Genomic DNA, 19028 nt, shown 5'->3' on the forward strand with positions numbered 1-19028 from the left:
CTCAGGCCTCCCCGGTGAGCTGCGCCAGCACCGCGCGCAGGTCGTCCTGGCGCACCTCACCGGTGTACACCGCCGCGACCCGGCCGTCGCGGTCGAGCACGATCGTCGAGGGGATCGCCGCCGCCGGGTAGTCGCGGAAGGCCAGCGCCACCTCACCGCGCGGGTCGAACAGGGAGGGGAAGGTGATGCCCTTGCTCTCCAGGAACCGGGTGGCCAGCTGCTCGGTGTCCTTGACGTTCAGCCCGAGGAACTGCACGCCGTCGTCGGCGACCTCGGTGTAGACCTCCTGGAACTGCGGGGTCTCCACGCGGCAGGGCGCGCACCAGGAGCCCCAGAAGTTGAGCACCGCGACGTCCCCGGCCAGCTCGCCGGAGTCCCACTCCCCGCCGTCGAGCAACGTGCCGGAGAACTCCGGCGCGCTCTTCCGCTCGGCCTCCGGGATGACCTCGCCCTCCGGGGTGCTCTCGACGAACCGGAACTCCCCGCCGTTCGCGACATCCACGGCGTCGGGGCCGGTGCTGCACCCCGCGAGCAGCGCGCCGCTCAGCGCGAGCGCCGCGGTCAGGGTCCTACGCACCGGGCACCGCGTCGGGGTCGGTCGCGCCCGCGGGCTCGGCGTAGGAGATGCCGACCAGCCGGTCACCGGAGTAGGTGAAGGAGGTGACGCTGGCCAGGCCGCACTCCCGCTTCCGCGGGTCGTGCAGGTAGCGGCGTCCCTCCAGGTGCAGCCGCAGCGTCCAGATCGGCAGCTGGTGGCTGACGCAGACCGCGGCGTGCCCGCGGGCGGCGTCGCGGGCGGTGGCGACGGCGCCGAGCATCCGGGCGGCGATCTCCCGGTACGGCTCGCCCCACGACGGCGTCCACGGGTTGCGCAGCCGCCACCAGTTGCCCGGGTGCTTGAGCGCGCCGTCGCCGACGCCGAAGGCCTTGCCCTCGAAGGAGTTGCCGGCCTCGATCAGCCGCTCGTCGGTGGCGATCTCCAGCCCCAGCGCGTCGCTGATGGGCTGCGCGGTCTGCTGGGCGCGCTCCAGCGGGCTGGCCACCAGGTGGGTCACGCCCTTGTCGGCGAACCAGGCGGCTGCGGTGCGGGCCATGCCCTCGCCGGCCTCGGACAGCCGGTAGCCGGGCAGCCGGCCGTAGAGCACCCCGCTGGGGTTGTGCACCTCACCGTGCCGCATCACGTGGACGACGGTCGTCTCGGTCACGGCTGCAGCTCCTGGGCGTCGGTCGAGACGGGGGACGGCGCGGGGCCCCCGGCGGCGGCCGCCGCGGCCGCGGCGGCGGCGGGCAGCGCGGCGAGCACGTGTTCCACGGCCTCGTCGTCGAGGGCGGCGCTGACGAACCAGGCCTCGAACGCCGACGGCGGCAGGTACACCCCGCGGGCGAGCATGGCGTGGAAGAACGCGGTGTGCGCCGCGACGTCCTGGCTGCGGGCGTCGTCGTAGTCGCGCACCTGCCGCTCGTCGGGGACGAAGAACACCGAGAACATCGAGCCGGCCTGCTGCACCCGGTGCGGCACGCCGGCGGCGAAGAGCGCGGCGCTGGCCGCGCCGCGCAGCGTGGCGGCGACCTCGTCGCAGTGCGCGTAGACCTCGTCGGTGCACAGCCGCAGCGTGGTGAGCCCGGCGGCGACGGCGACCGGGTTCCCGGCCAGCGTGCCCGCCTGGTAGACCGGCCCGGCCGGGGCGAGCTGCTCCATCACCTCGGCGCGACCGCCGAACGCCGCGGCCGGCATGCCGCCGCCCATGACCTTGCCGAAGGTGAACAGGTCGGCGTCCACCGGGTCCAAGCCGTACCAGCCGGACCGGGACACCCGGAACCCGGTCATCACCTCGTCGACCAGCAGCAGCGCGCCGTGCTCGGCGGTGATCCGCCGCAGCTGGGCGTTGAAGCCGTCCAGCGGCGGGACGACGCCCATGTTGCCCGGCGCGGCCTCGGTGACGACGACGGCGATCTCGTGGCCGCGCTCGGCGAAGACCGCCTCGACCGCGGCGACGTCGTTGTAGGGGAGCACGATCGTGTCCGCGGCGGCCCCCGTGGTCACCCCCGGGGTGTCGGGCAGGCCGAGGGTGGCGACGCCGGAGCCGGCGGAGGCCAGCAGCGCGTCGACGTGGCCGTGGTAGCAGCCGGCGAACTTGACCACCAGCGGCCGGCCGGTGAACCCGCGGGCCAGCCGGAGGGCCGACAGCACGGCCTCGGTGCCGGAGTTGACCAGCCGCACCCGCTCGACCGGGGCGACCCGGCCGGCGATCTCCTCGGCCAGCTCGGCCTCGCCGGCGGTGGGCGTGCCGAAGGTGAAGCCGTTGCGGGCGGCGGCCGTGACGGCGGCGACCACCTCGGGGTGGGCGTGGCCCAGGATCATCGGCCCCCAGGAGGCCACCAGGTCGACGTAGCGGCGGCCGTCGGCGTCGGTCAGCCACGGGCCGGACGCCGACGCCATGAACCGGGGGGTGCCACCGACGGCGCGGAAGGCGCGCACCGGGGAGTTGACCCCGCCCGGCGTCACCTGCCGGGCCCGGTCGAACAACTGCGCCGACGCCGGCGCCTCGTACGGGTAGGGCTCGGTCACGGCTCCACTCTCCCAGGCCGATCTGTGGAACCGCCGCCCCCGGGGTGCCCGGCCAGGATGGCAGCGGTCACAGCCTGCGGCGCGCGGGTCGGCACCAGCACAGTGCCGCCGTCGTTCCGCCGCAGCGGCAGCCCGGTGCGGCCCCGGGGCAGCGACCAGCCGCCGCCGAGGACGGGTGCGCCGGCGTCCACCCCCGCCGTGCCGGCCTGCACCGCGCGCAGGTGGGCGGCGTCGACGTCGGCCAGCGGGATCCGCTCCCGGCCGACGCTCAGCGCCGCGTCCGAGCCGCGGCCGCCGACCCGCACCGTCCAGGCCCGGCGCGCCGACAGCGTGCCGGCGGCCAGCACGCCCAGCACCAGCCCGGCGGCGGCGGCGACCACCCCGGCCGACAGTCCGGGCACCAGCGCGGCGACCACGAGCAGCGCGGCCAGCACCGCGGCGGCCAGCCAGAACGGACGCCACGAGCCCCCGGGCTCGACGTAGGTCGGGTCGTCCGGGGGCTCGGGGTCGGTCATCTCGGGGCGCTGCTCAGCGAAGCCAGCGGGCGGCCTCGACCGCCCAGTAGGTCAGCACCGACCCCGCGCCGGCCCGGCGGACGGCGGTCAGCGTCTCCAGGATCGCCCGCTGCCGGTCGACCCAGCCGTTGGCCGCGGCCGCCTCGAGCATCGCGTACTCACCGCTGACCTGGTAGGCGCTCACCGGGACGTCGACGGCGTCGGCGACCCGGGCCACGATGTCCAGGTAGGGCAGCGCCGGCTTGACCATGACCGCGTCCGCACCCTCGGCGAGGTCCTGCGCGACCTCGCGCAGCGCCTCGTCGGCGTTCGGCGGGTCCATCTGGTAGGTCGACCGGTCGCCGAACTGCGGAGCGCCCTCGGCGGCCTCGCGGAACGGGCCGTAGAAGCCGGAGGCGTACTTCGCGGCGTAGGCGAGGATCGGCGTCTCGGTGTAGGCGGCGCTGTCCAGCCCCGCCCGGATCGCCGCGACCTGGCCGTCCATCATCCCGCTGGGGGCGATGACGTGCGCCCCGGCCTGCGCCTGCGCGATCGCGACCGCGGCGTACCGGTCCAGCGTCGGGTCGTTGTCGACGACGCCCGCGGGAGTGACCACGCCGCAGTGGCCGTGGTCGGTGTACTCGCACAGGCAGAGGTCGGCCATCAGCACCAGCTCGTCGCCCAGGTCGGCGCGAAGGTGCTGCAACGCGCGGTTGACCACGCCGTCGGCGGCGTCGGCCTGGGAGCCCACCGGGTCCTTGTCGGCCGGGATGCCGAACAGCATCAGGCCGCTGATCCCGGCCTCGGCCGCCTCGGCCGCCGCCTTCCGCAGCGAGTCCTGGGTGTGCTGGACGACGCCGGGCATGGAGCTGATCGGCTGCGGCTCGGCGATGCCCTCCTTCACGAAGACCGGCAGCACCAGGTCGGCCGGGGCCAGCCGGGTCTGCGCCGTCCACCGGCGCATCGCGGGGGTGGAGCGCAGCCGGCGGCCCCGGGCGAACCCGGGGTTCGCCCCGCCGGCTGCGCGACGTACGTCGGCGTCGGTCACTTCTCGCCACCCTCGGCCTCGGCCCGGCGGGCCTCGGCGAACGCGGCGAGGGCGTCGACCAGCGGGCCGACCGCGGCGGTCTCCGGCTGCACGTCGACCCGCAGGCCGAACTCGGTGGCGCTGGCGGCGGTGGCCGGGCCGATCACCGCGACGACCGTCTTGGCGTGCGGCTTGCCGGCGATGCCGACCAGGTTGCGCACCGTGCTCGAGGAGGTGAAGCAGACCGCGTCGAAGCCGCCGCCCTTGATCGCCTCGCGCACCGCGGCCGCCGGCGGCGCAGCCCGGACCGTGCGGTACGCGGTGACGTCGTCGATCTCCCAGCCGCGCTCCTGCAGCCCGGCGGCGAGGGTCTCGGTGGCGATGTCGGCGCGGGGCAGCAGCACCCGGTCGATCGGGTCGAAGACGTCGTCGTAGGGCGGGAAGTCGGCCAGCAGGCCCTCGCTGGACTGGTCACCCGTGGGCACCAGCTCCGGCACGATCCCGAAGTCGCGGACCGCCTGGGCGGTCTGCTCGCCGACGCAGGCGACCTTGACCCCGGCGAAGGCGCGGGCGTCCAGGCCCAGCTCGACGAACTTCTCCCGCACCGCGCGGACGGCGTTGGTGGAGGTGAAGACGATCCAGCCGTACCGGCCGGTGACCAGGCCCTTGACCGCCCGGTCCATCTGCGCGGGGCTGCGCGGCGGCTCGACGGCGATCGTCGGCACCTCGACCGGGACGGCGCCGTAGGCACGCAGCCGATCGCTCATCTCCCCCGCCTGCTCCTTGGTGCGCGGCACCAGCACGCGCCAGCCGAACAGCGGGCGGCTCTCCCACCAGGACAGCTTGCCGCGCTTGTCGACGGCGGCACCGACGGTCACCACGACCGGGCCGGTGAGGGTGTCGAGTCCGGCGGACTTCTCCGCCACCGCTGCCAGCTTGCCGGCCACGCTCTTCTGCGCGGTGCTGCTGCCCCCGGCGGTCACCAGGACCGGGGTGGAGCCGGGGAGCCCGCCCTCGACCAGGCCGGCGGCCAGGGTGGGCAGCTGCTCGGCGGACGCCTGGAGCACCAGCGCGGCGCCGGTGCCCGAGGCGGCGGAGGCCAGCGCGGTGAGGTCGGCCGGGGCGTCCGCGCCCGGGCGCACGTCGGCGGTCACCGAGGTGCCGCCCAGCGGGACGCCGGCGTAACCCGGCACCGCGGTGCTCACCGCGACGCCGGGGACGACGTCGAACGGGACGCTGGTCCGGGTGACCGCGAGCGCCTCCTTGACCACGGCGTCGCTGGTGAACGGGTCGCCGGCGACGAGCCGGACCACCACGTTGCCGTTCTTGGCCGCGGCGACGGCGCCCTTGGCGACGTCGGCCGGCTCACCGCTGACCGGGGTCAGCTCGAGGTCCGGGTGCGCCTCGCGCACGGCCTCGGTGACCGCGGCCGAGACGTCCGGGTCGACCAGCACCGTGTCGGCGCCGGCGATCGCTGCGCTCGCCCGGGCGGTCAGCAGCTCCGGGTCGCCGGGGCCGGCACCGACGAACACCACGGTGCCCTTGCTGCTGCCGTTCTGCTTGCGTGAGCGCGTCATCGCGTGCTCCTGTTCCTGCCCCCGGAGGGGGTCGCTGCGGGTGGTACGGGGTCGTGGGGGCGGGCGGGCACCCGCCCGGGACGGCGGGTCACCGGGGTGCCGCCATCAGCGCGGCGGCGCCGCGTTCGAGCAGCTCGGCGGCCAGCTGCCGGCCCAGCGCCTCGGCCTCGACGGCCGGGCCGGTGAGCGAGCCGCGGACGCCGTCGCTGCCGTCGATCGCGGTGACCGAGGCGCGCAGGTAGAGCTCGGCGGCGCCGTCCTCGTCCTCGGCCAGCTCGGCGGAGGCGGCCACCGGGGCGCTGCACCCGGCCTCCAGCGCGGCCAGCACGGCGCGCTCCGCGGCGACGCAGGCCCGCGTGGCCGGGTGCTCCAGCACGGCGAGCAGCTCGCGCACCCGGGTGTCCTCCGTGCGGCACTCGACGGCGAGCGCGCCCTGGGCCGGCGCGGGCAGCACCTGGAGCGGGTCGAGCACCTCGGTGATCGCGGCGAGCCGGTCGATCCGGGCCAGCCCGGCGCGGGCCAGCACGACGGCGTCCAGGTCGGCGTCCGGTCCCAGCGCCCGCGCCATCCGGGTGTCGACGTTGCCGCGGATCGGCACGACGTCCAGGCCGAGGCCGAGCGCGCGCAGCTGCGCCATCCGGCGCGGGGCTCCGGTGCCCACGCGGGCACCCGGGGGCAGCTCGCCCAGGGTGAGCCCGTCGCGGGCGACGAGCGCGTCGCGCGCGTCCTCCCGCTGGGGGACGGCGGCCAGCGTGAGCCCCGGGGCGGGCGCGGTCGGCAGGTCCTTGTAGCTGTGCACCGCGACGTCGACCTCGCCGCGCAGCAGGGCCTCGCGCAGCGCGGCGACGAAGACGCCGGTGCCGCCGAGCTGGCTGATCGCCTCGGTGGACCGGTCGCCGTAGGTGCTCACGTGCACCAGCTCCACCGCCACGCCGGTGGCCGCGGTCAGCGCGTCGGCGACGTGGGAGGACTGGGTGAGCGCCAGCTGGCTGGCGCGGGTGCCCAGCCGCAGCGGCAGGGCGGCGGTCACGGGGCACCCCCGGTGCGCCGGTCGCGGGCGGCAGAGCCGCCGGCGCGCCCGTCGCGGGCGGCCTCGATCCGCGGGTCCAGGGCCGACAGCGGGGTGCCGGCGGGCAGCTGCGGGTCGACGGTGACCGCGTCGGAGAGGGTGGCCCGGTCGCCGTCGGTGGCGCCGGACAGGCCCAGGCCGAACAGCGCACGCAGCGCGTCGGCGTAGTCGGTGCCCCCCGGGGCGCTGGCCAGCTCCTTCACCCGCACGGTCGGCTCGTGCAGCAGCTTGTCGACGACGCGGCGCACGGTGCGGGCGATCTCGCTGCGGGCCTTGGCGTCGAGGTCGGGCAGCCGGGTGGACAGCCGCAGCAGCTCGGCGTCGACGACCTCGGCGGCCTGGCTGCGCAGCGCGGAGACGGTGGGGGCGACCGCGGCGGCCTGCCGCTCGGCGCGCAGCAGCGAGGTCTCCAGCTCGACCAGCGCGTGCGCGGCGGCGATGTCGTCGGCGGCGACCGAGCCGGCCACCGGCTGCCCCGGGTGGGCGGCCCGCTCGCCCTGCAGCATCGCCAGGTCGACGACGTGCACGCCGGGCAGGCCGGCGACCGCGGCCTCGACGTCGCGGGGCAGGGCGAGGTCCACGACGACCATGCGCCGCCCGCCGCGGCCGGCCATCGCGGTGGCGACCAGCTCCTCACCGATCACCGTGCCGGTGGCGCCGGTGCAGGTGACCAGCACGTCGGCGGCGGCGAGCTCCTCGGGGAGCCGGTCCAGGTCGGCCTGCCGGCCGCCGACGGACTCCGCCAGTCTCGCGGCGCTGGCCGGGGTGCGGCTGCTGACGGTGACCGCGGCGCCGCGGCGGGCCAGCGTGGTGGCCGCCAGCGCCCCCATGGAGCCGGCGCCGACGACGAGCACGGGCCGGCCGGCGAGGTCACCGAGGACGTCGGTGACGCGGTCCAGGGCGACCGAGACCAGCGACGCACCGGCCTTGTCGATGCCGGTCTCGGCGTGCACCCGCTTGCCGACCCGCAGCGCGCGCTGGGCGATCGGGTGCAGCTCGCGCCCGACGGTGCCCTCCTCCTGCGCCAGGGCGTAGGCGGCGCGCAGCTGCCCGAGCACCTGGGTCTCCCCGACGACCATCGAGTCCAGACCGGCGGCGACGGTGCACAGGTGGCCGATCGCCTGGTCCTCGTAGTAGACGGTGACGTAGGGCGAGAGCTCCTCGACCGTGGCGCCGGCGTGCCGGGCGAGCACCCGGCTGACGTCGGTGACGCCGCCGTGGAAGCGGTCGACCTCGGCGAAGACCTCGATCCGGTTGCAGGTGGCCAGGACCATCGCCTCGCTGACGTGGTCGCTGTCGACCAGCTCGTGCAGCGCCTTGACCGTGTCGTCACCGCTCATGCTGACCTGCTCCAGCAGAGCGACCGGAGCGGTCTGGTGGCTGATGCCGACGGCGAGCAGGCTCATCTCGGGCTCCCTGCGGTGTGCAGCTCGGCCGCCGGCGAGGGGACGTCGGCGCGCTGCTGGTCCCCGTCCCTCTGCTGATCGAGGAAGGCCAGCACCTGCAGCTCGACGGACAGGTCGACCTTGCGGACGTCGACCCCCGCGGGCACGGACAACGCCACCGGCGCGAAGTTCAAGATGCTCCTCACCCCGGCCGCGACGAGCCGGTCGCAGACCGACTGCGCCACCTCGGCCGGTGTCGTGATGACCCCGATCGTGGCGGCGGTGGCGCGCACCACCGCCTCGAGCTCCGCCACCGGGCGGACCGTGCACCCGCCCACCCGGGTCCCCACCGTGGCGGGGTCGCTGTCCAGCAGGCCGACGAAGGTGAAACCGCGGCTGGCGAAGCCGGTGTAGTCGGCCAGCGCGGAGCCCAGGCGGCCGAGCCCGACCAGCACGCACGGCCGGGACCGCTCGCCGCCCAGTGCCTCGGACAGCCGGGCACGCAGCCCGGCCACCGAGTAGCCCACCCCGCGGACACCGCACGGGCCCAGGTGGGACAGGTCCTTGCGGAGCCCGGCGGGGTTGACCCCGGCGGCGGAGGCCAGCTCGCCGGAGGAGACGTGGCTGCGACCGTCGTCGGCGAGACCGGCCAGCACCCGCAGGTACACGGCCAGCCGGGCGACGGTGGCCTCCGGGATGTTCCGGGGCCGCGACTGGGTCACGGGCAGACTCTCCAGCGATCCGAACACGCCCCGGCCAGGGCCGGACGTTCGGGGGACTCAGGGCAAGGGAACTCGACGGACCTGGGCACGTCAGCGCCCGGCCATCTCACGGTAACCGCTTGTGAAGGCCTGAACAAAGTCGCCGACCCCGTCCGCGCAGGTCACCGGCCCCCGCTGTGTCGGATGCCACGCCGCGCGCCACCCGGTCGGGTGCGACCGGCGCCTCAGCCGACGCCTCAGCCGACGCCGAGGTCGCGCCGCAGGCGAGGGACGTCGACGGTGAAGTAGCTGTGCTCCCGGCCGTCGAGCAGCACCACCGGGACGCGGTCGCCGTACTCGGCGCGCAGCTCCTCGTCCGCGTCGACGTCGACCAGCACCGGCGTCAGGCCGGCCTCCCCGCCGATGCGGGTGAGCGTCTCCTCCGCCACGGTGCACAGGTGGCACCCGGCCCGGGTGAGCAGCTGCAGGCGTCGTGCGGGGTCAGTCACCGGTGTCCTCCCAGAGGGCGGCGCGCGCCGCCCGTTCCATCCCGAGCTCGCGGAGCCGGGCCCGGCTGACCTTGCCGGTGAGCGAGTGCGGCAGCTCGGGCACCAGGTGGACCGCCACCGGCACCTTGAACCGGGCCAGCGACGCCGCGGCGTGCGCGCGCAGCTCCGCCTCGTCGAGCTCGGCGCCCGGCGCCGCCACCACGACGGCGTGCACCGCCTCGCCGGTGCGCGGGTCGGGCAGCCCGATGACCGCACTCTGGGCGACCGCAGGATGGGCGTCGAGCACCCGCTCGACCTCGCCCGGGTAGACGTTGAACCCGTTGACGATGACCAGGTCCCGCCGGCGGTCGACCAGGACCAGGTCGCCGTCGGCGTCCCGGTAGGCGATGTCACCGGTGGCGAGCCACCCCCGCGCGTCCGGCCCGTCGGTGCCGTCGGGCCAGTACCCGCTGAACAGGTTGGGCCCGCGGGCGCAGATCTCGCCGGCCTCCTCCGCGTCGTCTACCGGGTCGTCGGCCGGGTCGTCGCCGGCCGTCGGGCCGCCCGCGGTGTCCCGCAGGCGCAGCTCGACCCCGGGCAGCGGCCCGCCGATGGAGCGCGGCTTGGACCGGCCGGTGACCAGGGTGCTGGCCAGCACCGGGCCGGCCTCGGTCAGCCCGTACCCCTCCCACACGGTGACCGCGGCCCGCTCGCGCATCGCGGTCAGCACGGCGGCCGGCAGCGGGGCGGACCCGGAGCTGGCCGTGCGGACGGCGGCGAAGCCGCGCCGCAGCACCGCGTCGGAGCCGGCGGCGTCGGCGGCCGCCAGCCAGGCCGCGTACATCGGCGGGGCGGCGGGGACGGCGGTGATCTCCTCCTCGGCCATCAGCCGGAGGGTGGCCAGCGGGGCGAACTCCTCGACCAGCACGGCGCAGGCGGCGGTCGCGGCGACGAGCCCCCAGGCGCCGGTGAAGCCGTAGACGTGGAACAGCGGGAGGACGACCAGCACCCGGTCACCCGCGCGCACCGGCGGCGGGTCCAGGGCCAGGCACTGCTGCTGGTTCGCCAGCAGTGCGGCGTGCGTGAGCATCGCGCCCTGCGGCCGGCCGGTGGTGCCGCTGGTGTAGGCGAGCAGCGCCAGCGCGGCCGGGTCCGCGGGGTCGACCGGAGCCGGGCCGTCGTCGTCCGGCGGGCCGGCGTGCACCGGCACACCGGCCAGCTCGGCCCGGGCGTCGGCGGTCACCAGCAGCCGCGCCCCGGAGTCGGTGAGCAGGTACGACACCTCGGGGTCGGTGTAGGCGGTGTTGACCGGGACGACGACCAGGCCGGCCCGCAGGGCGCCGGTCACCGCCACCACCCAGTCGACCCCGTTGCGCAGCTGGACCGCCACCCGGTCGCCGGCGGCCAGCCCACGGGCGCGGTAGCCCGCGGCGGCCCGGTCGACGAGCGCGTCGAGCTCCGCCCAGGTCAGCCGGCGTGCGCCGTGCACCAGGGCCGGGGACTCCCCGGAGGTCGCGGCCGCGCGGCGCACCAGCGCCGCGAGGGACTCCACCGGCGCGGTCGGCGCCACCGGGACGCTCTCTTCCGTCACACGGACCTCCCTGGACCCACGGACCGCCCCCGACCAGCGGCGACAGCGCCCCCGGGGCACGATGGTGTCATCCCGGTGAGCCGCCCGCAGCGGGTTCCCCTCCGCCGGGCGAGCCGGCCGGACCGGGGGTGGAGGAGCTGCACGGCATGACCCGTCCCCACCCCTCCGCGCCCCCGGCTGCCCCCGCCACCGACCGGCGCCTCCGACCGGTCCCCCGTCCCCGGCTCGAGCAGCCCCTGGCGACCAGCCCGGCGAGCTCCGCCGACGAGGCGGTCCCGGCGCCGGCCCCCGTCGAGGCCGGCGGCTCCCCGGACCCCGGGCCCCCCGCCGACCAGGACGCGGTCTGGGAGCTCGTCCGCCGGGCACAGCAGGGCGACGCCGAGGGCTTCGGCCAGCTCTACGACCGGTACGTCGACCTGGTCTACCGGTTCGTGCTGCTCCGGGTCGGCGACCGGGCCACGGCCGAGGACTTCACCAGCGAGACGTTCGTCCGGGCGCTGCGCCGGATCGACTCGCTGACCTTCCAGGGCCGCGACGTGGGCGCCTGGCTGATCACGATCGCCCGCAACATCGTGCTGGACCACGTGAAGAGCAGCCGCCACCGGCTGGAGGTGACCACCGCGGACGTGCGCGACGCCGACCGGGCGACCGAGAGCCCGGAGGACACGGTGGTGCAGCGGCTCACCAACGCCGAGCTCATCGCCTGCATGCAGCAGCTCTCCGCCGACCAGCGCGAGTGCCTGGAGCTGCGCTTCCTGCAGGACCTCACCGTCGCGGAGACCGCGGCCGCGATGGGCAGGAAGGACGGCGCGATCAAGGCGCTGCAGCACCGCGCGGTGCGCCGGCTCGCTGCGCTGGTGCACCCGGGACTGCGGTGACGGGTGTGATCGCCCGGCCGCGCTGCGTAACGCCGGGCCCGCGCCGTCGTTGACCAGAGCGGATCGCCGCGCCGACCGACGACGCGGGACCGGGGCGGTACGCGGAGGACGACGGTGACGGTGCAGCACGACGACGCGACGGGTGCCGCCCGCCGTGCCGCCGGCCCGCCCGGCACCGCCGAGGACCTGGTGCTGGCCCGGCTGGAGGGCCTGGCGGACGAGCACGCCGTCCGGCCGGACCCGGTGTTCCGCGCGGCCACCCGGGCCCGGCTCGTCGCGATGGCCGCCGTCCGGCAACCCTCGCCCCGGCGCCGGGGCCTGCGGCGCCTGCTGGCCGCCCGCACCCCGCCCCGGCGGGGTCGGCTCACCGCCGGGCTCGCCGGCGCCACGCTCACCGTGGCCGCCCTCGGGGGCCTGCTGGCCGCCGCCCAGGGCGCGGCGCCCGGCGACCTGCTGTACGAGGTGAAGCGCGGCGGCGAGGCGACCCAGCTGGTGCTCGCCGGTGACAGCAGTCGCGGCGCGACGCTGCTGGACTTCGCCAGCACCCGGCTCGGCGAGCTGACCGAGCTGGCCGCCGCCGGCGACGCGTCGCCCGTGCTCGACACGCTGCGGACCATGGACCGGCAGACCACCGAGGGCGCCTCGTGGTTCACCACCCGGGCGGTGGCCGACGGCGACACCGCGGCGCTGCAGGCGCTCGCCACGTGGACCACCGGGCAGCGCACCGGTCTGGACGCGCTGCCCGACGACCTCCCCGCCGGCGTCGACGAGGCGCTGTCCGGCTCCCGGCGGCTCGTCTCCGCGGTCGCCGACCGCGCCGCGGCGCTCGGTACCGCGCTGGCCTGCGCCGGCGGGCCGGCCGTCACCGCCGCCGACGAGCTCGGCCCGCGGCCCACCCCCTGCCCAACCGGCGCACCGGCGGCGCAGCGCCCCGCCCCCGGTACGCCGTCGGCGCCCCCGGTCGCGTCGGGAGGAGCGCCGGCCCCGGGTGGGGCCGCGCCGGCGGCGCCGTCCACCTCTCCGGTGACCACCGCGGCACCCGCGGCCGGGACGGCGACCCCGTCCCCGGCTCCGGCACCCACGCCCTCGGCCGCCGCACCGGCCACACCGGCCGCGCCGGCCGGGCCGGCGCCCGGTGAGCGGCCGGGGCTGCCGGTGCCCGCCGCACCCGCGTCGCCCAGCACCGCGGCGCCGTCCCGGCCGGGCACGGTCGTCGAGCTGCCCCCGGTCGTCCCGGGCCTCCGGGTCTGCCTGCCGCCGCTGATCTCGGTCAACTGTCGACCTGCCGCCGGCTGAGCAGCCCGGCTCGCTAGGGTCGGGTGCCCAGCACAGCCCACACCGGGAGGTGACCCGTGGTCAGAATCCCCTTCCGCGGGCGGGCTGCGCGCCTCCCCGGTGGGCTGGCCGACGAGGAGACCCGCGCGCTCGTCGCCGGCACCGCGTCGGCCGCGGCCGCCGAGACCGCGCCGGCACCCGTGCCGCGCCCCGACCCGACCGGCGCCGCGTTCTTCGACGTCGACAACACGATGATGATGGGCGCCTCGCTGTTCTGGTTCGCCCGCGGACTGGCCGCCCGCAAGTACTTCACCTCCCGCGACGTGGCCTCCTTCATCTGGCAGCAGGCCAAGTTCCGGATCGCGGGCAGCGAGAGCAGCATCGACATGCACACCGTGCGGGACAACGCGCTCGCCTTCGTCGCGGGCCGGCCGGTCGAGGAGATCAAGCAGGCCAGCGAGGAGATCTACGACGAGCTGATGGCCGACCGCATCTGGTCGGGCACCCGGTTGCTCGCCCAGCAGCACCTCGACGCCGGGCAGCGGGTCTGGCTGGTCACCGCCACCCCGGTCGAGCTGGCCTCGATCATCGCCCACCGGCTGGGGCTCACCGGCGCCCTCGGCACGGTCGCGGAGGTGGTCGACGGGCGGTTCACCGGGCGGCTGGTCGGCGAGCTGATGCACGGCGATGCGAAGGCCCAGGCGGTGCGGGTGCTCGCGGAGCGGGAGGGCCTGGACCTGGCCCGCTGCAGCGCCTACAGCGACTCCAGCAACGACCTGCCGATGCTCAGCCTGGTGGGCACCGCGGTCGCGGTGAACCCCGACTCCGAGCTGCGGGCCATCGCCCGGTCCCGCGGCTGGACGATCAAGGACTTCCGCACCGGGCGCAAGGCCGCCAAGATCGGCGTCCCCACGGTCGGCGCCGCAGCCGTGTCGGGGGGCGTCGTCGGCGGGCTGGTCGCGCTGCGCCGCCGCAACCGCTGGCCGTTCTGACCTGCCGCGCCCGCCGGCCGCGAGGCCGCAGTCCGGAGTGCCGCTGTCCGGAATGCCGCTGTCGGGAGACCCGCGGCGGTCCACGTGGACGTTCGGGCGGCGTCCGGACACGTAGGGGGTGACGGACCCGCGACGGACGGAGCTCGGCGCGATGACGGACCCGCTCGACGATCTGCTGCAGGGATCAGCCCCGCCGGTGACCAGGCGGTCTGCCCCGCTCGAGCAGCAGCTGCAGGCACTGGCCCAGCCGGCCTCGCTCACCGCCGCGCGGCAGCTGGCCGCGGAGGCCGCCGAACGCCCACGCCGGGGCGCGCGCCGCCCCCTCGCCCGGAACCCGGCCCTCCTCCGGCGGGCCGCGGCCGGCCCACGGGGCGGCGACGCACCGGGCGCACCCGCCGGTCCGGGCGAGTCACCGCGGTGAGCCGGGCCGCCTCAGCTGAAGACGCTGCGGCGCTGCAGGAGGAGCCGGTAGATGGAGTGCTGGATCGTCTCGCGCACCTGGTCGGTCAGGTTGAACACGATCATCGGGTCGTCGGCGGCGGCCGGCCCGTAGGAGGCGGTCTCGATCGGCTCGCCGAAGGCGATGAACCACTTCGAGGGCAACGGCACCGCACCGAGGGGGCCGAGCAGCGGGAAGGTCGGGGTGATCGGGAAGTACGGCAGGCCGAGCAGCCGGGCGGCGGTCTTCGCGTTGCCGAGCATGGGGTAGATCTCCTCGGCGCCGACGATCGCGCACGGCACGATCGGCACGCCGGTGCGCAGCGCGGCGCTGACGAACCCGCCCCGGCCGAACCGCTGCAGCGTGTACCGCTCGCTGAACGGCTTGCCCACGCCCTTGAAGCCCTCGGGGAAGACGCCCACCAGTTCCCCCGCCGACAGCAGCCGCTCGGCGTCCTCGTTGCAGGCGAGGGTGACGCCCAGCTTGCGGGCCAGCGACCCGATGAACGGCACCTGGAACACCAGGTCGGCACCGAGCAGACGCAGCCGGCGCCCGGCCGGGTGCTGGTCGCGCAGCGCCACGGTCTCCATCAGCGCGTCGACCGGCACGGTGCCGGAGTGGTTGGCCACCACCAGCGCGCCGCCGGTGTCGGGCACGTTCTCCAGCCCTTGGACCTCCACCCGGAACCAGCGCTCGAACCACGGCCGCAGCAGGGGCAGGAACAGGTGGTCGGTCAGGTCGGGGTCGAAGCCGAACTCGTCGGTGTCGTACTCGCCGGTGAGCCGGCGCCGCAGGAAGTCCAGGCCGCCCACGACCTCCTGATCCCAGGTGGGCGCGGACGCGGGAGGCGGGGGGACCGGATCGTCGTCCGGGCGCAGCGGGATGACCCGGGCCTCAGGCATCGCGCACCGCCCGCAGGCCGGGCACCGACGGCGCCGGCCGGTGCCGCGGGGTGAGCACGGCGGAGGCGGCGGCCAGCCCACCGGCGAACCGGGTCACCGCCGAGCGGGCCCCGCCGGTGACGCCCTCGACCAGTTCCGGGCGGACGACCGGCGGGAGGGTCCGGCCGTAGTCGGCCAGGGCCTCGGCGGTCGAGTAGTGCGGGGTGTAGCCGAACTCCTCGCGCAGCACCCGGGTGTCGACGACCCGGCCGAAGTTGAGGAAGCGCATCTGCTCCGGGGACCAGTCGACCAACCCGGGCCGGCGGGTGAGCCGGCCGAGGGAGCCCATCGCGGCTTCGGGCAGCGGCAGCTGCACCCGGCCCAGCCGGCGGATCGCCTGGGAGAGCAGGACGGTGCCCGAGGCGCCCACGTTGACCGTGCCGACGAAGTCCCCGGTGGCCGCCCGGGCCAGCACCGCCACGGCGTCGTCCTCGTGGAGGAGCTGCACGCGGGCGTCGTACCCGAGGGCGGTGGGGATCACCGGCATCCGGAAGAAGCCCGACAGCAGCGAGTCGATGCGCGGGCCGATGAGGTTGGTGAACCGCAGCACGGCCACCCCGACGTCGGGACGACGCCGGGCGAAGGAGCGGACGTAGCCCTCGATGTCCAGGCTGTCCTTGGCGAAGCCCCCACCGGGGACCCGCCGGGCCTGCATCGTCTCGGTGAACACCGCCGGGTCACGGGGGCTGGCCCCGTAGACCGCGCTGGTCGACTTCAGCACCAGCCGGCGCACCCGGGGCGACCGCTGGCAGGCGGCCAGCAGTTGCATGGAGCCGATGACGTTGAGCTCCTTCATCGACACCCGCCCACCCGCGCCGGCCGGGGTGGCGCTGATGTTCATGTGGACCACGGTGTCCACCGCGGCCGACTCGATCACCTTCCCGATCAACGGGTTGCGGATGTCGGCGCGGACGAACTCGGTCCGCCCGAGGCGGCGGAGCACCCCGGGGGCCGGGGGGACGGTGTCCACCCCGATGACCCGGTCGATGCCCGGGTCGGCTGCGAGCTCGGCCGCCAGCGCGCCGCCCAGCCACCGGCTCACGCCGGTGACCAGGACGACCGCAGGCGGCACGAGCGTCAGCTCACTTCTTGTTGCGGCGCTGCACGCGGGTCTTCTTGAGCAGCTTGCGGTGCTTCTTCTTCGCCATCCGCTTGCGGCGCTTCTTGATGACCGAACCCATGTCCTGCTCCCGACGTCGTGGTCACGCGGCGCCGGGGGCGGTGACCGGGTGGCCACGCGGTTCCTGATCCGGGCACCGTGCGAGGTGTTCAGCTCCAGCGCGGGCCACCCCCGGCCGGGGGGTGGCACCGCTCAGCGCCCGAGACTACCTGGTGCCCTTCCGGAACGGCCCCGCCGCAGGGCAGCGGGGTCCTTCCTCAGGCGATGTCGGTGTAGGCGTCGCGCAGGTAGTCGTGCACGGCGCGCTCGGGCACCCGGAAGGAACGGCCGACGCGGACGGCGGAGAGCTCGCCGCCGTGCACGAGGCGGTAGACGGTCATCTTCGAGACCCGCATGAGCGCGGCGACCTCGGCGACGGTCAGGAACGCGACCGCGGCGCGGGGGGCCGGGACCGCGGCGGGGCGCCCGACCGGGGCGGCGGCCGGGTGGGCGGCCGGGACCGGGCGCGACATGGCGGCGGCCGAGACCGGCCGGCCCATCTGTCGCGGCGCCGGGACACCCGGGCGAGCGGTCTGCTGGAGCGGTGCGCGGTGGGGCATGGTCACGTCGATCATCTCCGGTATCAGCACATCTTCGCGGCCACCGGCTTCCCCACCGGCGAACAGAACGCTCATGTGCTGGTACCGAGCGTAAGGGGACCGGAGTGACAGAAGCGATGGGTGAAACGAACAGGCGGACCGGTCCGTCCTGGGCACAAGTGGACAGAGACAACCCGTGACACACCCGTCACGGCGTGTTGTCCCCAAGTCGACTCGCCTGTGCGCACCCCTTGTCCACAGAATCTGTGGAAAAACACATCGGTGTGATTCACGCCGGGCGGTGCGGGTGCCGACCCTGGGGACCACCCTGGGGAGCCCGTGTGGGGAGTGGGCGACCTGGTCGCGCACCCGGGGTCGGCCGGGTGGACGCCGGCCGACCGTCCTCGTGGGCACATGTCGACAAGCCGACGAGTCGCCGAGTGGCCGAGTGGCCGGGACGCGGCTCAGTGCCGGGGGCGGCCCAGCTCCACCGAACGGTCGTGCGCGGCCTCGATCGCGGCGATGAGGGCCGCCCGCACCCCGTGCCGCTCCAGCTCGCGGATCGCGGCGATCGTCGTCCCACCGGGGCTGGTGACCGCCTCGCGCAACTGGACCGGGTGCTCACCGGAGTCGCGGAGCATCACCGCCGAGCCGTAGGCGGTCTGCACGATCAGGTCCGCGGCCACCGACCGCGGCAGGCCCAGCAGGATGCCGGCGTCGATCATCGCCTCGACCAGGAAGAAGAAGTACGCCGGGCCGCTGCCCGACAGCGCGGTCACCGCGTCCTGCTGGCTCTCCGGCACCCGCCGGACCTGCCCCACCGGCGTGAGCAGCGCCTCGGCCTCGTCCAGGTGCGCGTCGGTGGCGTGCGCTCCAGCGGACAGCACGCTCATCCCGGCGTCGACCAGCGCGGGCGTGTTGGGCATGACCCGGACCACCGGGGTGCCGGCGGGCAGCGCCGCCTCGATCCGCCCGGTGGACACCCCGGCCGCGACGGAGACGACCAGGTGCGCGTCGGCGGCCACGTGCGGGGCCAGCAGGCCCAGCAGCGCGTCGAGGTCCTGCGGCTTGACCGCGAGCAGCAGCACCCGGGCCTGCGCGGCCGCCTCGGCCAGGTCGAGCGCGTCCACGCCGTACCGCGCGGCCAGCTCGGCGGCCCGCTCCGGGCTGCGCTCGACGACGCGGATGCCGTCCCCGCTCCCCGCCTGCCGGACCAGCCCGGCCAGCAGCGCCTCGCCGATCTTCCCCCCACCGACGACGGCCAGCCCGTGACGACTCCCAGTGATCATGCCCGCGACGGTAGCGCCCGTCGCGCGTGTGCCCCGGGGCGACCGGGGTAGCCAGCGACCATGTCCGGAGATCTGAACGGCAAGCGCGTGGCCGTGCTGGCCACCGACGGCGTGGAGCAGATCGAGCTGGAGCGACCCTGGCAGGCCCTGGTCGAGGCCGGCGCCCAGCCGCAGCTGGTGGGCCTGGAGCCCGGGTCGATCACCATGTACCAGCACATCGACAAGGGCGACACCAAGGACGTCGACGTGGTCGTGTCGCAGGCCGACCCCGACGGCTTCGACGCCCTCGTCCTGCCCGGCGGGGTCATCAACGGCGACTTCGTCCGCGCCGAGACCGACGCGGTGGCCTTCGTGAAGGCGTTCTTCGACGCGGGCAAGCCGGTCGCCGCGATCTGCCACGCCCCGTGGGTGCTCGCCGAGGCCGACGTCGTCCGGGGGCGGCGGATGACCTCCTGGCCCTCGCTGCAGACCGACCTCCGCAACGCCGGCGCGGACTGGGTGGACGAGGAGGTCGTCGTCGACGGCAACCTGACCACCAGCCGCAAGCCCGACGACCTCGACGCCTTCAGCAGGACGCTCGTCGAGCAGTTCGCCGGCGGCTGAACCCGCCGGCCG

At 76.0% G+C, this 19028-nt stretch carries 21 protein-coding genes; 5 read left to right on the forward strand and 16 right to left on the reverse strand.

Annotation, left to right across the window (positions count from 1 at the left end):
• Position 1 precedes the first annotated feature (1 nt).
• The 11 genes from ACI79A_RS00280 to ACI79A_RS00330 form a co-directional block, all read right to left on the reverse strand.
• Positions 2–577, reverse strand: a complete 576-nt coding sequence (locus ACI79A_RS00280; RefSeq protein WP_457078688.1) for a TlpA family protein disulfide reductase — start codon at positions 575–577, stop codon at positions 2–4.
• Positions 570–1205 carry a histidine phosphatase family protein gene (locus ACI79A_RS00285; RefSeq protein ID WP_457078690.1) on the reverse strand — a complete coding sequence of 212 codons (636 nt, stop codon included), beginning with the start codon at positions 1203–1205 and terminating at the stop codon, positions 570–572. The genes ACI79A_RS00280 and ACI79A_RS00285 overlap by 8 nt, the downstream gene beginning before the upstream one ends.
• A complete protein-coding gene (gene hemL / locus ACI79A_RS00290) occupies positions 1202–2569 on the reverse strand; it encodes a glutamate-1-semialdehyde 2,1-aminomutase (RefSeq protein ID WP_457078692.1) in 1368 nt (455 codons plus the stop codon). Before hemL ends, ACI79A_RS00285 begins: the two co-directional genes overlap by 4 nt.
• On the reverse strand, positions 2566–3084 hold the full coding sequence (locus tag ACI79A_RS00295; RefSeq protein WP_457078694.1) for a hypothetical protein: 519 nt from the start codon (positions 3082–3084) through the stop codon (positions 2566–2568). The genes hemL and ACI79A_RS00295 overlap by 4 nt, the downstream gene beginning before the upstream one ends.
• Before the next feature lie 13 nt (positions 3085–3097).
• The gene (gene hemB / locus ACI79A_RS00300; RefSeq protein ID WP_457078696.1) at positions 3098–4111 is read right to left on the reverse strand and encodes a porphobilinogen synthase; all 1014 of its coding nucleotides are present in this window, start codon (positions 4109–4111) and stop codon (positions 3098–3100) included.
• Positions 4108–5667 (reverse strand): uroporphyrinogen-III synthase, encoded by a 1560-nt coding sequence (locus ACI79A_RS00305; protein WP_457078698.1) that lies wholly within the window; start codon positions 5665–5667, stop codon positions 4108–4110. The genes hemB and ACI79A_RS00305 overlap by 4 nt, the downstream gene beginning before the upstream one ends.
• 88 nt (positions 5668–5755) lie before the next feature.
• Positions 5756–6697, reverse strand: coding sequence for a hydroxymethylbilane synthase (gene hemC / locus ACI79A_RS00310; RefSeq protein WP_457078700.1), 942 nt, complete (start codon positions 6695–6697; stop codon positions 5756–5758).
• Complete coding sequence (locus ACI79A_RS00315; protein WP_457078702.1) at positions 6694–8142, reverse strand: glutamyl-tRNA reductase; 1449 nt, start codon at positions 8140–8142, stop codon at positions 6694–6696. Before ACI79A_RS00315 ends, hemC begins: the two co-directional genes overlap by 4 nt.
• Entirely contained in the window at positions 8139–8843 is a 705-nt protein-coding gene (locus tag ACI79A_RS00320; protein ID WP_457078704.1) for a redox-sensing transcriptional repressor Rex, read from the reverse strand. Before ACI79A_RS00320 ends, ACI79A_RS00315 begins: the two co-directional genes overlap by 4 nt.
• Positions 8844–9079: 236 nt before the next feature.
• The gene (locus ACI79A_RS00325; RefSeq protein ID WP_457078706.1) at positions 9080–9331 is read right to left on the reverse strand and encodes a glutaredoxin family protein; all 252 of its coding nucleotides are present in this window, start codon (positions 9329–9331) and stop codon (positions 9080–9082) included.
• Complete coding sequence (locus ACI79A_RS00330; protein WP_457078708.1) at positions 9324–10901, reverse strand: AMP-binding protein; 1578 nt, start codon at positions 10899–10901, stop codon at positions 9324–9326. The genes ACI79A_RS00325 and ACI79A_RS00330 overlap by 8 nt, the downstream gene beginning before the upstream one ends.
• Positions 10902–11047: 146 nt before the next feature.
• Between ACI79A_RS00330 and ACI79A_RS00335 the strand changes: the two genes are divergently transcribed.
• The 4 genes from ACI79A_RS00335 (at position 11048) to ACI79A_RS00350 (ending at position 14467) form a co-directional block, all read left to right on the forward strand.
• Positions 11048–11779 (forward strand): sigma-70 family RNA polymerase sigma factor, encoded by a 732-nt coding sequence (locus tag ACI79A_RS00335; protein WP_457078710.1) that lies wholly within the window; start codon positions 11048–11050, stop codon positions 11777–11779.
• A gap of 114 nt (positions 11780–11893) precedes the next feature.
• The gene (locus ACI79A_RS00340) at positions 11894–13075 is read left to right on the forward strand and encodes a DUF5667 domain-containing protein (protein WP_457078712.1); all 1182 of its coding nucleotides are present in this window, start codon (positions 11894–11896) and stop codon (positions 13073–13075) included.
• A 56-nt stretch (positions 13076–13131) separates the two neighbouring features.
• Positions 13132–14046, forward strand: coding sequence for an HAD family hydrolase (locus tag ACI79A_RS00345; RefSeq protein WP_457078714.1), 915 nt, complete (start codon positions 13132–13134; stop codon positions 14044–14046).
• Positions 14047–14197: 151 nt separating this feature from the next.
• Complete coding sequence (locus ACI79A_RS00350; RefSeq protein WP_457078717.1) at positions 14198–14467, forward strand: hypothetical protein; 270 nt, start codon at positions 14198–14200, stop codon at positions 14465–14467.
• Between the two features lie 11 nt (positions 14468–14478).
• Here ACI79A_RS00350 and ACI79A_RS00355 read toward each other — a convergent pair whose 3' ends face one another.
• The 5 genes from ACI79A_RS00355 to proC form a co-directional block, all read right to left on the reverse strand.
• On the reverse strand, positions 14479–15387 hold the full coding sequence (locus tag ACI79A_RS00355; RefSeq protein WP_457078719.1) for a lysophospholipid acyltransferase family protein: 909 nt from the start codon (positions 15385–15387) through the stop codon (positions 14479–14481).
• Positions 15380–16498: an NAD-dependent epimerase/dehydratase family protein gene (locus ACI79A_RS00360; protein WP_457078721.1), complete on the reverse strand. Its 1119-nt coding sequence runs from the start codon at positions 16496–16498 to the stop codon at positions 15380–15382. The genes ACI79A_RS00355 and ACI79A_RS00360 overlap by 8 nt, the downstream gene beginning before the upstream one ends.
• A gap of 10 nt (positions 16499–16508) precedes the next feature.
• A complete protein-coding gene (locus tag ACI79A_RS00365; protein ID WP_012854759.1) occupies positions 16509–16607 on the reverse strand; it encodes a 30S ribosomal protein bS22 in 99 nt (32 codons plus the stop codon).
• Positions 16608–16803: 196 nt separating this feature from the next.
• Complete coding sequence (locus ACI79A_RS00370; protein ID WP_457078723.1) at positions 16804–17220, reverse strand: helix-turn-helix domain-containing protein; 417 nt, start codon at positions 17218–17220, stop codon at positions 16804–16806.
• A 368-nt stretch (positions 17221–17588) separates the two neighbouring features.
• A complete protein-coding gene (gene proC, locus ACI79A_RS00375; RefSeq protein ID WP_457078725.1) occupies positions 17589–18413 on the reverse strand; it encodes a pyrroline-5-carboxylate reductase in 825 nt (274 codons plus the stop codon).
• Positions 18414–18473: 60 nt separating this feature from the next.
• Between proC and ACI79A_RS00380 the strand changes: the two genes are divergently transcribed.
• The gene (locus tag ACI79A_RS00380) at positions 18474–19016 is read left to right on the forward strand and encodes a type 1 glutamine amidotransferase domain-containing protein (RefSeq protein WP_457078727.1); all 543 of its coding nucleotides are present in this window, start codon (positions 18474–18476) and stop codon (positions 19014–19016) included.
• The last annotated feature ends 12 nt before the right edge of the window (positions 19017–19028 follow it).

It is taken from the genome of Modestobacter sp. SYSU DS0657, from assembly GCF_054050925.1.